Origin of the sequence: Litoreibacter roseus (assembly GCF_009811795.1) — a bacterium.
GTDB lineage: Bacteria > Pseudomonadota > Alphaproteobacteria > Rhodobacterales > Rhodobacteraceae > Litoreibacter > Litoreibacter roseus.
Window position 1 is genome coordinate 1,180,265 of the sequence record NZ_BLJE01000002.1, and the last position, 12,253, is coordinate 1,192,517.

The following is a 12,253-nucleotide window of genomic DNA, read 5'->3' on the forward strand; positions in this document are numbered from 1 at the left end:
ATTATTCCCTTGTTTTCATCACTGCGATCAGATCCAGCCGATCCAACCGGCGGCGCACGACCATGGCGGACGCGAAGGCCGCGCACAGGACGACAAGACTGCCAACTGTGAAGGTTGCGGGTTTCAACACCAGTGGGATCGCATAAAGGTCGCTGGTGAACGCGTTGGTCATCGCCTGGGCAATCCACGCGCCGATCAGCCACCCGACAGGCTGCGCGATCACCGCAATCAGCATCATTTCCCCCACCAGAATGTAGGACACCTCCCCACGCCCGAACCCAAGGATCCGGAGGCTGGCCAGTTCTCTCGCACGCTCCGACAACTGGATGCGGGCGGCGTTGTAGGTCACGCCCACCGTGATCAGAACGGCAATCACGATATACATCGTGTTCATGACGACCACGTTCTGCTCGACCGTGTCTTGAAATGCGCGCCTGTTGTCGTTCATCTCGATGATCCCGCTCAGCTTGGGCAGATCTTTGATCGCGCGGTGCAGTGCGTCCATTTGGTGGTCATCCAGCGTCACGTTGGCCACCGACAGCTGCGGAATTTGCCGGAAGAGCGTGTTCATGAACTCCAGATCCATATAGGCGCCAAGGCCCAGATGCTGTTCCACAAGCCCTGTGACCGACAGCGCATAGGTTTCGCGCCGCCCGCTCAGGAATTCGGCTTCAAGTACGTCACCGCTTTCCACGTCCAACTGACGGGCCAGACGCACGGAGAGAACGATGCCGCCGGGAGGCACGATAAGCGGTTTGCCGTCCGCATCCAGAACCCGACTCAGGTCTGTGTCGGGTGGGCGCGCCTCTATCGCGACCCGCTTGGACAGATGGCCGTGATGCAGGATAGCCGTATGGTATTGCTGGCTTTCCGCCTGAAGCACTCCGGGCAGATTGCGGACATCTTCCAGCGCGGTCTCGGGGATGTCATCGGAGAAAAGCAGCATCGCATCCTGCCGGTTGGTCTGGTAGAACGCCAGATCGACAATTTCGTCCAGCGCATCGTTGATGAAGATCGACGCGATCACCGAAGAGACGGCCAGCGCCAGCCCCAGAGACGTCATCGCGCTGCGAATGGGCCAGCGCAAAAGGCTGCGCAGGATCATGATCGTCGGTTGCGACAGCTTCAGATGCGCCATCGCTTCATCCACGAAAGACCGCTTGAACCGGGGCGGGGCCGGGGGTTGCATCGCGATCGCGGGCGCTAGCCGCGCAGCTTTCAGGGCACTTTGCGCAGCCCCAAGGCTGGTGGTGGCCAACCCGGCCAGACCGGCCGCCGCGTAAACCCAGTAGGACACGCGGAAAATCACAAAGGGAAAGTTGAAGAACTGCGCGTATTGCGCCGCCGTGCTGCGCGCCAGAACCGTCCCGGCACCCCAGCCCAGAAGGACGCCCACAATCGCAATCAACCCCGCAAGCATCAGATAATGCAGGCAAATCTCGGTATTCGAATAGCCAATGGCCTTCAGCAGGCCGATCTCGCTGCGCTCTAGCGCAATGATCCGGCCCATGACCATGCTGACCAGAAAGCCGGAAATGCCAAAGAAGATCGGCGGCAGGATTGCGGCCATACCCCGCAACTGGCTGATCTCCGCGTCCAGAAAGGCGTCCGATTGGTGCGTTGTGCGGTCGTAGGCGCCAAGACCGCCGAAAGGCTTCAGCAGATCATCCAGCGCGTCGATGACCGGCTCCGGCGACATGCCCGAGGCAATCGCTACCGAAATCTCATTGAATGCGCCTGTCATGTCAAAAGCGGCCGCGGCGGCGCGCTCTGACATCCAGATGATCCCGAACGACGAATTGTCAGGCATCAGCGCGCCTGGACCGATGGTGTAGACAAACTCAGGCGACAGAGCGGTGCCGACGATGGTCAGTTCGCGCTTTTGGCCCTTCAGGTTAGCGCTGAAGCTGTCACCCGGTCGAAACCCGTTCTCGGCGGCAAAGGGTGCATTTACGACGACCTCGTCCGTGTGAACCGGGTTTGGAAAGCGCCCCTCAACCAGCAGTGGCACATTCAGCACTGGTGCCGTGTCTTCGGGATAGGACAAGATACGCCCCACGGCGGGTTTGATCCGGTCCGGGAGATCCAGAATTGCGTCGCCTGCGATACGCGCCTCGACGCTCAGGACGCCGTCGATCTGTGCGATCTCGGGCACCAGTGACAGCGGCGCGCGGGTGGTGTGCACAAACACGTCCGCAAACCGGTTCCGCTCGTAATACGCCGCCCGTGTCTCGGACAGGGCCGTGTACATGCCCACCGAAGTCAGCAGGATCGCAACGCCGCAGGCCAAGACCAATGCGATGGCAATCGCCTGGATCCAGAGGCGCTTGAAATCCCGCAACAGCTTTCTGTCAATCGCTTGCATGCCCGCTCACCACACGATCTCGGACGGGGCAAGGCGGTCGCGGTTGACCCGCGTCTCGCTGATCTTTCCGTCCTGAAAGAATAGCACCCTGTGGGCCATCCGCTGAATTTCAGCGTTGTGAGTTATGACAACGGTGGTCGTACCGAACCGCTCGTTTATGTCGCGCAAGACCTCCAGCACCTGCACGCCCGTCGTACTGTCCAGCGCGCCCGTGGGTTCGTCACACAAAAGGATCTGGGGCCGCTTTGCAATGGCGCGCGCGATAGCCACCCGCTGTTGTTCGCCACCCGACATCTCGGACGGAAAATGATCCATCCGCTTGCCGAGCCCGACCAGATCAAGGGCCTCGGCGGCGGGCATCGGGTTCGGGGCCACGTCCGTGACAAGCTGCACATTTTCCCGTGCGGTCAGGCTGGGGACGAGGTTGTAGAACTGAAAGACAAAGCCCACGTGATCGCGCCGGTATCGCGTCAGATCGCGGTCGGACATATCGGTCAGTTCCGTGTCCTCAAACCAGACCTGACCGTCAGTGGCGTGATCGAGGCCCCCCAGAATGTTCAGAAGTGTGGATTTCCCGCTGCCGGACGGTCCCAGCAGCACGGTCAACTCGCCCTTGTACAGCTCCAGATCGACGCCGGCCAATGCATAGACTTTCACCTCACCGGTGTCGTAGACCTTCGTGATGCCTTGGGTTCTGAAGATAATCTCTGACACCATTGCCTCCTGTCCGGTGAGGCGTACAGCGCAGCGGCGCGTCCGGAATTGATCGACCTCAATTTGCGATCATTGACCTTTCGGCATTCCCCAAATCGTTAATGAACCGCTCGAGGATCCGATGCTCGGTCTCGGTGCCCTCGAACTCGTTTGGGAAGGAGGCGACCGCACTGAACGCACGACCCAGATCGGCGGTCCCTGCATCGACCGCCGCCTGGAAATGGGAATGACCGCCACTTGTCAGGCACAGCGCGACAGCATCCGGCAAGCTCGGATCAGACCGCAGCAGCGCGCGCAGAGGTGTGGCGGGATAGGACGTCCAGACCGGACCACACAGGATTACACGGTCATAGTCGGATAGGGGCGTGAAAGTCTGCGGTGGCAATTTGCAGACCTGCCGCACGCTGTCAAAACCTGCGTGCAGATACCCCAGAATAGGGCGCTTATAGGCCGGAGCGTCGATTTCGATCAACGTTCCGTTCAGCATGTCTGCCAGCCGCTGGGCGACGCGCTTTGAATAGCCAGAGCGCGAATAGAAAACGATCCCGGTTTTCGCATGCCTTGTCCGTGCGTGAGTGTCCATCTGGCCCATTCCCGTTGCGATTTCAGCAAATCTGGCAGAGCGCGCGGCCTCATTTGTTGATAAATATCAAACCAAGCGGGACCGTCGCGGTGTACCCCAAAGACAAATTGGATGAGGTTCAATGCTCACAAAACCATCATGGCGCGCCGCGTTTCCGGGTCTGGCTGATATTTCAGGTCAGGTCTCCGCGCAGTTGGACCGGACGGCGCGGTCTGTCCAACTCAAGCGCGGCGCGCAGATTTTTGGCCCCGGCAAGCCTGCGGAAAACCTGTTCCTGCTGGTCTCCGGCACGGTCCGGGTGCAGCAAGTGTCCGAAGGCGGGCGCGAGATTGTGCTCTACCGCGTCCATTCGGGCGAAAGCTGCGTTCTGACGACGGCCTGTCTGCTTGCGTTCGAGGACTACACGGCAGAAGGCATCGCCGAGACCGATATCGAGGCCATCTTGATCCCACGCGACGATTTCGATGCTCTCATGGCCATCTCGAAAGCGTTCCGCGCTTTCGTGTTCGAGGCCTATTCCAAACGGATCACGGATCTTTTTCTGGTGATCGAAGAGATTGCGTTCAAACGGATGGACATACGCCTTGCCCAGAAACTGCTGGACCTTAAGGATGCTGAACACACCCTGCATCTGACCCATCAACAGCTTGCGGTTGAGCTTGGCACCGCGCGCGAGGTAATCTCGCGCCAACTCAAGGAGTTCGAGCGGCGCGGCTGGCTCAGTCTCAGCCGGGGTGCGATCGAACTGCACGATATGCCCGCAATGCAACGGCTTGCCCGGACGTTTTGAACAGACGTGTGTGACAAACTCACAGACCCGCGTTCGCTGGTCGTCCATGTACCGAGTACGACCATAACCCGAAGGAGGATACCCAAATGACCGCCAATCTTGGAAACGTAGATCGCCTTGTCAGAATTCTGGTCGGTTTGGCGCTGATCGTAGCGCCTCTGCTCAACACGCCGCCCATCTGGTCTAGTGCCGTTCTGGCCTATGCCGTGATGGCCGTCGGTTTGATCCTCGCGGCGACGGCCGTGTTCAGCTTCTGCCCGCTCTACCGCATCCTCGGCATCTCGACCTGTAAGATCTGACCGGTGGAGACCTCATTCACACCCTACGCCTCATTGGCCGGTGGCTGTCTGATCGGCCTCGCGGCCGTTTTGCTCATGTTGGTGCGTGGCCGCATATTTGGCGCGACTGGCATCCTTGCAGGGGCACTCCGGCCCGCCAGCTTCTACGACTGGACATGGCGGATGATGCTCCTTCTGGGCATGGTCAGCGGACCGTGGGTCTACTTTGCAGGGGCAGGGCAGTTGCCCGCGATTCAGGTGCCAACCTCGCCCGCGTTTTTGGCCATTGGCGGCGTTCTCGTCGGCATCGGTGTGACGCTGGGAAGCGGCTGCACATCTGGCCATGGCGTCTGCGGCATGGCACGTCTGTCCCCCCGTTCCATCGCCGCGACGGCGGTGTTCATGCTGACCACCGGGATCACCGTCTACATAATTCGTCACGTGGCAGGGGTCTAAACCATGCGCAATGTCCTGACCCTAATTATTGGTGTAATCTTCGGGACCGGCATCGCCCTGTCCGGTATGGCGAACCCGGCCAAGGTCGTGAACTTCTTCGACGTGGCGGGCACGTGGGACCCAAGTCTGGCATTCGTGATGGGCGGCGCACTCTGCGTAACCTTTATCGGCTATCGCTTCGTCCTGAAGCGCCCTGCACCGGTCTACGACCCGACCTTTGACATACCCACGGCCCGGTCGCTGGACGCGCGGCTTCTGTCGGGCGCCGCGATCTTCGGGATCGGGTGGGGGATCGCCGGGTTCTGTCCGGGTGGGGCCTTGCCCGCCTTGGGAACACTGAACCCGAACGTGATCCTTTTTGTCGTGGCTTTGATTGTCGGGATGCTGGGAACACGCTTCGCCTTGACCAGAGCGCAAAGTGTTGACCCAACAGGCAACCCAAGAGCTCAGCACTAAAACGCCAAAAAACACCGGCAAAAGCCAAGGTCGCATATTTCCGCGCTTGACGCCCAATGGCCTATAAAATAGAGCGTTAAAGCTCTGAGCGGGTATGGTGAAATGGTATCATAAGAGCCTTCCAAGCTTAAGGTGCGGGTTCGATTCCCGCTACCCGCTCCAGATCACCACACCTCATTGACCTGTGACACGCTTGCGCTTGCGAGCGGCGGCTGGCTTGGGTAGGAAAGTCCCGTTGCGGAGGGCTTCATGGCACAAATCCAAGGCGGTGAGGCCGAACGGGAAAAATCGAAACGCATCGGCGCGCTGAAGGCGCTGTGGCCGTTTGTCAAACCTTACAGTCATCTGATGTTTGCCGCCCTCGCGGCCCTGACGGTCACCGCGGCCGTGTCACTGGTGCTGCCCATGGCCGTCCGGCGGGTGGTCGATGGCTTCGGCACGGATCAGGCCGCACTGCTCGATGAATACTTCGGGGCCGCCCTAGGGGTCGCGGCACTTCTGGCCGTAGGTACCGGGCTGCGATACTATCTTGTGACGCGGTTGGGTGAACGGGTTGTGGCCGACATTCGCAAGGCGGTGTTCGACCGAACCATCGGCATGAGCCCCGCGTTTTTCGAGCGCATTATGACCGGCGAGGTCCTCAGCCGGATCACCACCGACACCACGCTTTTGCTGTCGGTCATAGGCTCCTCCGTGTCCGTGGCGCTGCGCAATGTTCTGATCTTTGTGGGCGGGCTGATCCTGATGCTGCTGACCTCGGCCAAGCTGACCGCAATGGTGCTTTTGGTCGTGCCTGCAGTGATCGTGCCGATCATCGTTCTGGGCCGTCGCTTGCGCGTGCTCAGCCGGGAAAATCAGGACCAGATTGCTGCCAGTTCCGGCAACGCGTCCGAGGCCTTGTTGTCGGTCCAGACCGTGCAGGCCTTCACCCACGAGACACCGAGCCGCCGTAACTTCGCTGATTTCACCGAAGCCGCCTTCGTCGCGGCCCGTAAGCGCATCGGCACGCGCGCCATCATGACGGTCATCGTGATCTTCCTGACCTTCTCCGGCATCGTCGGTGTGCTCTGGGTCGGTGCGCGCGACGTGCGGGCCGATGTGATGACCGCGGGCGAACTGGTGCAGTTCCTGATCTATGCCATCATGGTGGCGGGCGGCGTCGCGGCCCTGTCCGAGATCTGGGGCGAGCTGCAGCGCGCGGCGGGTGCCACCGAACGTCTGGTCGAGCTTTTGACTGCAGATGACACCGTTATCGAACCGGATGCACCCCAGCCCGTGGGGCGTTTGACCGGCGAGGTGACATTCGAGGATGTGACCTTCCACTACCCCGCACGTCCCAGCATCGCTGCGCTGGACGGCGTATCACTCCATGTCAAACCGGGTGAGACCGTGGCGCTGGTGGGGCCGTCGGGTGCGGGCAAGACAACGATCATCCAACTTCTCTTGCGCTTCTACGACCCCGATGCAGGCCAGATCTGCCTTGATGGAACGCCGATTCAGACCATGCTGCGGCAGGACTTCCGACAATCCATCGCGCTGGTCCCGCAGGACCCTGTGATCTTCGCCGCCTCCGCCCGCGAAAACATCCGCTTCGGACGTCCTGACGCCACAGATGCCGAGGTCGAACAGGCCGCAATCGCCGCCGCCGCGCATGCGTTCCTGACGGCCTTGCCGGATGGCTATGACACATATGTGGGCGAACGCGGTGTGATGCTGTCGGGTGGCCAGAAGCAGCGCATCGCCATTGCCCGCGCGATCTTGCGCGATGCACCGATCCTGCTTTTGGACGAGGCCACAAGCGCCCTGGACGCTGAAAGCGAAGCGGCCGTCCAACAGGCGGTGGAAAGCCTGTCAGAAGGGCGCACCACGCTGGTCGTGGCCCACAGGCTGGCCACGGTGAAGAAGGCCGACCGGATCATTGTCTTTGATCAGGGCCGGATCGTTGCCGAAGGCACACATGATGCGCTGGTCGCGCAGGAAGGGCTGTATGCACGACTGGCCCGCCTGCAGTTCACCGCGGGGCTGGCGGCGGAATAAGTCCGCAAAATTAGTCCCTTGCCTTTACCGGACGCGCGCGCAATCGTGATCGTGAACCGCAACTTTGGGAAGGAGAGGCACCATGGGCCTTTGGAGTTTCGTGAAAGACGCAGGCAAATCATTGTTCGGCGCGGCTGAGGCGGCCGAACCTGATGCCGATACCTTGAAAAAGGAAGTACAGGATCTGGGCCTCGATGCCTCTGGTCTCGACATCTCCGTGGACGGCGACAAGGTCAAGGTGACCGGCGACGCGGTCAGCCAGGAGGTTAAGGAAAAGATCATTCTGGCCGTGGGCAATGTCGAAGGCGTGGCTGCCGTCGAGGACGAGGTCACCGGCGGCGATCCCGTGTTCCACACGGTGGAAAAGGGCGACACGCTCTGGGCGATCGCCTCCAAGACACTCGGAAACGGCAGCCGCTACACCGACATTTTCGAGGCCAACAAACCCATGCTCAGCGACCCGGACAAGATCTATCCAGGGCAGGTTTTGCGCATTCCGCAGGACTGATGCGTGAGGGGCCATCTGGCCCCTCACTTGTTTTTGCGTAGCGTCAACCTTGCGCGGTCAGTCGATCTGCCCCATTTTTTGCGCTAGGGAGAACGAAGAGCCGCGCGGCGGCCTAAGGGAGGATATTTAATGGGAACCTATGCCGGGCTCGCAGATCGGAATGCTATAGAGGCAGAGATGCCTTGGACAGATCGGGAGCTTCCCGTAACGCTGCATCAAATGATGGCCGATGTGGCCGGACGGTTTCCAGATCGCCCCGCATTTTCCTACCAACTGACCTCCGGCCCGACGGACGCCAAGGAAACGCTGACATGGCAGCAGATGCACGAGCAATCGACGCAGGCCGCCAACATGTTCCGCGCTTTGGGTATCGGCGAAAAAGATGTGGTCGCTTTCGTCCTGCCCAACGCGACCGAGACCATGTTGACCCTCTTGGGCGGCGCTGTCGCGGGCATCGTCAACCCGATCAACCCGCTTCTGGACCACGAACAGATTTCCGCAATCCTGCGCGAGACGAACGCCAAGGTGGTCGTGACACTGAAGGCCTTTCCGAAAACCGATCTGGCCCAGAAGGTCAATGACGCGCTGGCTGATGCGCCCGGCGTGACCACCGTGCTTGAGGTCGATCTGCTGCGTTACCTCACAGGCCTGAAGAAATTCATCGTTCCGCTGATCCGCCCGAAGAACCCGGTCAAGCACAGCGCCCGCGTGCTCGATTTCATGACCGAAGTGAAAAAGCACAACACCACGCTCGATTTCACGGACAGCGGCGAAGATCGCGTGGCGGCCTATTTCCACACTGGCGGGACCACGGGGATGCCCAAGGTCGCCCAGCACAAGTACTCCGGGATGGTCTACAACGGCTGGCTCGGCCATCAACTGCTCTTTGACGAGACGGATGTGGTCATGTGCCCGCTGCCGCTCTTCCATGTGTTCGCGGTCCACGTGATCGTCATGGCGATGATCCGCTCCGGTGCGCATGTGGTCTTCCCGACCCCGCAGGGCTATCGCGGTGACGGCGTGTTCGACAATTTCTGGAAGCTGATCGAACGCTACAAGGTCACGTTTATCATCACGGTGCCGACGGCGATCTCCGCCCTGATGCAACGCAAGGTGGACGCTGACGTATCGTCTGTGAAAACGGCGTTCTCGGGCTCCTCGCCGCTGCCGGTCGAGTTGTTCAACCGCTTTGTGAAAGCCACCGGCGTGAACATCGTAGAGGGCTACGGTCTGACCGAGGCCACATGCCTTGTGTCGATCAACCCCATCGACGGCGAAAAGAAAATCGGCTCCATCGGGATCCCATTCCCCTATTGTGATGTCACCATCCGGGACGCCAAAACCGGGGACGAGATGCCTACGGACGAGATCGGCGAGATCTGCGTGTCGAACCCCGGCGTCTTCGCAGGCCACACCTATACCGAAGACGACAAGAACAAGGACCTGTTCTACGAGAACAAGTATCTGCGCACGGGCGATCTGGGACGTCTGGATGAGGACGGTTATCTCTGGATCACCGGACGGGCCAAGGACCTGATCATTCGGGGCGGTCACAACATCGACCCGGCCGAGATCGAAGAGGCGCTCGCAGGACATGACGATGTGGCCTTTGCCGGTGCCATCGGCCAGCCTGACGCCCATTCCGGCGAATTGCCCTGCGTGTACGTGGAGCTTGTCTCGGGCGCCACATCGACCGTGGATGACCTGATGGAATACGCCAAAGAGCATGTGCACGAACGGGCCGCCCATCCGAAATATATCGAGATCATGGACGAGCTTCCGAAAACCGCTGTCGGCAAGATCTTCAAGCCCGACCTGCGGCGCGCCGCGATCACACGGATCTATAACAAGGCGCTGTCTGATGCGGGCATTGCCGCCGAAGTCAGCAGCGTGACCGAAGACAAAAAACGCGGCCTCGTCGCGCAACTGTCCAAGAAGGGCGAAGTCTCCGAGGAAAAAGTCAGCCATGTTCTGGGCGAATACACCCGCCCATGGGAATGGGCGGCTTAAGCCAGCCCAGAAGGCAAACCGCGCGACCCCTCAACTTGTCGCTTCGGCGGCACGCAGGGGACGCACGGCAGAGACCGGCCGCACCCTGTCGGCGGGCGCCATGTTGCGCGTGGATCTGACACGGGCGGTGCTTGGTCAAACCGAGCTGATTGTGATCGACAACACCCGGTTGAGTGTCGACCTCGCCGCCGCATCTCTGATACAAAAACTGCGCAGACTCACCCACCCAATGGTGCTGATCTCCGGGCCGCTAATTTGCCCTGATCTGGCAGACGGATGTATCACTGTGGCGGACAAAACTGGCCGCGACGTGCACCGCTTGGAACCCGCGCAGACCCAAGGGACCTGATGCCATGAAGATCATCAATCTCGTCAACCTCTTTGCTGTCCTGATGCTGACGCTTGCCCTTGGCGGTGTCGCGCTGTCGTTTTGGACAACAAATCAGGCGGAACGCTACAACGCCCGCATCGCGCTGGCCCATGAATCCTACGAGCGTCATCTGCATCTAACCATAAACACCTACACGCTGTTCAAACAGTTTGGTGACGCCATGCTGATCGGTGACCAGGATCAGGGCGCGGGCGAAGCGGAATTGATCGCCCGGATCCGGGCTGATGTGGCAGAAATCCGTCGCATCATCGGGACCGAGATCGAACTGGTCGGCGAAGAAGAGATTGAAGAGCTTGAGCTTCTGGCCGAAATCGAACGTCTCATCGAAGACCTGATCGTCCGCTTTGAGGTGTTCAAGCAAGCGGATCAGTCCAGCGAAATGCGCCGCGACTGGGAAAGTCTCTCCAATATTCTGACCGATGAGATCGACCGCGATTTTCAGGTGCTGATCGACGAAGCCCTGGCCGAAGAGGAGGAGGAGCTGCGCGAAACCAATGCCGCCGCCGCAGCGCATGCTAAGCTGACCAACCAAATCGCTTGGGGCTTTGCAACTCTCTCTGTGTTGGTCACCTTGTTGGCGCTCTTGACCTACCGCAGACAAATCTCCACCCCGTTTCAACGTCTGATCGCCGCCGCCCGCGCCTTTGAGGGCGGATACTTTTCAACACGCGTGCGAGCGGATGGAAACAGCGAGATTTCTGAAGTCGGCAAGGCGCTGGACGACATGGCCGAAAAGGTAGAGATGCGCACCCGCGCGCTTCAAAAGCAAAACGACGTTCTTGAAGACGCCGTGGCCGCTCGCACTGCGGATCTTGAGCGTCTGTTGAATGAGGCCGAGGTAAGCGAGGCCAATCGCCGCCAGCTTCTGGCTGATGTCAGCCACGAATTGCGCACGCCGCTGACCATCATACAGGGTGAGACCGACATGGCCTTGCGCGGTGACATCAAATCCACAGCCGAGTACCAAGAGGCGTTGCGCCGCGCCCGCGATACCGCAAGGCACACCACCCGCCTTGTGGATGATCTGCTGTTCATGTCCCGACAAGAGGCAGGCGAGGTGCGGCTGGAACTTAAAACGACCGATCTGGTGGGGCTTCTGCGTGAAACCCTCGCGACGTTCGATCAGGGAGTGCCACTCACGACGCCTCTGGATATGTCCCCGCAGCAGATCGACCCGTTGCGGGTGCGCCAATCAGTTCTGGCCCTGTTGCAAAACGCCCGCCGCCACGGGGGCTCCGACATGTCCGTGCACCTCGAAAACACGCCGGACGGTGTCGGGATCACGGTTCTCGACAATGGCCCGGGTATGCCTGATGCGGAAAAGAAACTGGCTTTTGATCGGTTCTTCCGCGGCTCGAATGGGTCGGAGAGCTATTCTGAGGGCACGGGGCTGGGTCTGCCCTTGGTGCGATCCATCGCACGCGCCCATGGGGGCACGGCCGTTCTGGCGGACAGACCCGGCGGCGGGTTAGCGGCGTCCATTGAGTTGCCTGCAAAACCTGCGCTCAGGGCCGTGTCGTAACATAAGCTCAGGCCTAGCCTGAGTTCGCTTCCGTGGGCCGCCGAATGAGCGACACTTGCTTAGACCTCTAAGAAGTAGCTCCAGACCGCTAATTAGTTGACCTTTGCGACCGGAATTTCTGTCGATAGGGACGCAGCGCCCTC

General features: G+C 60.3%; 12 protein-coding genes and 1 tRNA gene. 10 read left to right on the top strand and 3 right to left on the bottom strand.

Annotated features, from left to right (window positions below; translation table 11 throughout):
* Position 1 precedes the first annotated feature (1 nt).
* From KIN_RS12830 to KIN_RS12840, 3 genes are read right to left on the bottom strand one after another with little or no spacing between them, the layout of a single operon-like run.
* A complete protein-coding gene (locus tag KIN_RS12830; protein WP_159807513.1) occupies positions 2–2,365 on the bottom strand; it encodes an ABC transporter permease in 2,364 nt (787 codons plus the stop codon).
* Positions 2,366–2,371: 6 nt separating this feature from the next.
* Positions 2,372–3,079 carry an ABC transporter ATP-binding protein gene (locus KIN_RS12835; RefSeq protein ID WP_159807515.1) on the bottom strand — a complete coding sequence of 236 codons (708 nt, stop codon included), beginning with the start codon at positions 3,077–3,079 and terminating at the stop codon, positions 2,372–2,374.
* 58 nt (positions 3,080–3,137) lie between these two features.
* Entirely contained in the window at positions 3,138–3,662 is a 525-nt protein-coding gene (locus KIN_RS12840; RefSeq protein WP_159807517.1) for a flavodoxin family protein, read from the bottom strand.
* A gap of 121 nt (positions 3,663–3,783) precedes the next feature.
* Between KIN_RS12840 and KIN_RS12845 the strand changes: the two genes are divergently transcribed.
* The 10 genes from KIN_RS12845 to KIN_RS12890 all read left to right on the top strand — a co-directional run bounded on the left by KIN_RS12845 (position 3,784) and on the right by KIN_RS12890 (position 12,110).
* Positions 3,784–4,452, top strand: coding sequence for a Crp/Fnr family transcriptional regulator (locus tag KIN_RS12845; protein ID WP_159807519.1), 669 nt, complete (start codon positions 3,784–3,786; stop codon positions 4,450–4,452).
* An 86-nt stretch (positions 4,453–4,538) separates the two neighbouring features.
* The gene (locus tag KIN_RS12850; RefSeq protein WP_159807521.1) at positions 4,539–4,751 is read left to right on the top strand and encodes a YgaP family membrane protein; all 213 of its coding nucleotides are present in this window, start codon (positions 4,539–4,541) and stop codon (positions 4,749–4,751) included.
* 3 nt (positions 4,752–4,754) lie between these two features.
* Positions 4,755–5,186: a YeeE/YedE family protein gene (locus KIN_RS12855; protein ID WP_159807523.1), complete on the top strand. Its 432-nt coding sequence runs from the start codon at positions 4,755–4,757 to the stop codon at positions 5,184–5,186.
* Between the two features lie 3 nt (positions 5,187–5,189).
* Positions 5,190–5,642: a YeeE/YedE family protein gene (locus KIN_RS12860; RefSeq protein ID WP_159807525.1), complete on the top strand. Its 453-nt coding sequence runs from the start codon at positions 5,190–5,192 to the stop codon at positions 5,640–5,642.
* 88 nt (positions 5,643–5,730) lie between these two features.
* Positions 5,731–5,804: transfer RNA gene (locus KIN_RS12865), tRNA-Gly, on the top strand.
* Between the two features lie 87 nt (positions 5,805–5,891).
* Positions 5,892–7,679 carry an ABC transporter transmembrane domain-containing protein gene (locus KIN_RS12870; RefSeq protein WP_159807527.1) on the top strand — a complete coding sequence of 596 codons (1,788 nt, stop codon included), beginning with the start codon at positions 5,892–5,894 and terminating at the stop codon, positions 7,677–7,679.
* Between the two features lie 82 nt (positions 7,680–7,761).
* Positions 7,762–8,187, top strand: a complete 426-nt coding sequence (lysM, locus tag KIN_RS12875) for a peptidoglycan-binding protein LysM (protein ID WP_159807529.1) — start codon at positions 7,762–7,764, stop codon at positions 8,185–8,187.
* Positions 8,188–8,316: 129 nt separating this feature from the next.
* The gene (locus KIN_RS12880; RefSeq protein ID WP_159807531.1) at positions 8,317–10,197 is read left to right on the top strand and encodes an acyl-CoA synthetase; all 1,881 of its coding nucleotides are present in this window, start codon (positions 8,317–8,319) and stop codon (positions 10,195–10,197) included.
* Entirely contained in the window at positions 10,154–10,546 is a 393-nt protein-coding gene (locus tag KIN_RS12885; RefSeq protein ID WP_159807533.1) for a hypothetical protein, read from the top strand. Before KIN_RS12880 ends, KIN_RS12885 begins: the two co-directional genes overlap by 44 nt.
* A gap of 4 nt (positions 10,547–10,550) precedes the next feature.
* Positions 10,551–12,110 (top strand): sensor histidine kinase, encoded by a 1,560-nt coding sequence (locus tag KIN_RS12890; protein ID WP_159807535.1) that lies wholly within the window; start codon positions 10,551–10,553, stop codon positions 12,108–12,110.
* The last annotated feature ends 143 nt before the right edge of the window (positions 12,111–12,253 follow it).

Coding starts and splice junctions, on each gene's coding strand:
- lysM (WP_159807529.1), top strand. CDS start 7,762: ATGGGCCTTTGGAGTTTCGTGAAAGACGCAGGCAAATCATTGTTCGGC.
- KIN_RS12850 (WP_159807521.1), top strand. CDS start 4,539: ATGACCGCCAATCTTGGAAACGTAGATCGCCTTGTCAGAATTCTGGTC.
- KIN_RS12860 (WP_159807525.1), top strand. CDS start 5,190: ATGCGCAATGTCCTGACCCTAATTATTGGTGTAATCTTCGGGACCGGC.
- KIN_RS12845 (WP_159807519.1), top strand. CDS start 3,784: ATGCTCACAAAACCATCATGGCGCGCCGCGTTTCCGGGTCTGGCTGAT.
- KIN_RS12885 (WP_159807533.1), top strand. CDS start 10,154: ATGTTCTGGGCGAATACACCCGCCCATGGGAATGGGCGGCTTAAGCCA.
- KIN_RS12840 (WP_159807517.1), bottom strand. CDS start 3,662: ATGGACACTCACGCACGGACAAGGCATGCGAAAACCGGGATCGTTTTC.
- KIN_RS12880 (WP_159807531.1), top strand. CDS start 8,317: ATGGGAACCTATGCCGGGCTCGCAGATCGGAATGCTATAGAGGCAGAG.
- KIN_RS12870 (WP_159807527.1), top strand. CDS start 5,892: ATGGCACAAATCCAAGGCGGTGAGGCCGAACGGGAAAAATCGAAACGC.
- KIN_RS12830 (WP_159807513.1), bottom strand. CDS start 2,365: ATGCAAGCGATTGACAGAAAGCTGTTGCGGGATTTCAAGCGCCTCTGG.
- KIN_RS12890 (WP_159807535.1), top strand. CDS start 10,551: ATGAAGATCATCAATCTCGTCAACCTCTTTGCTGTCCTGATGCTGACG.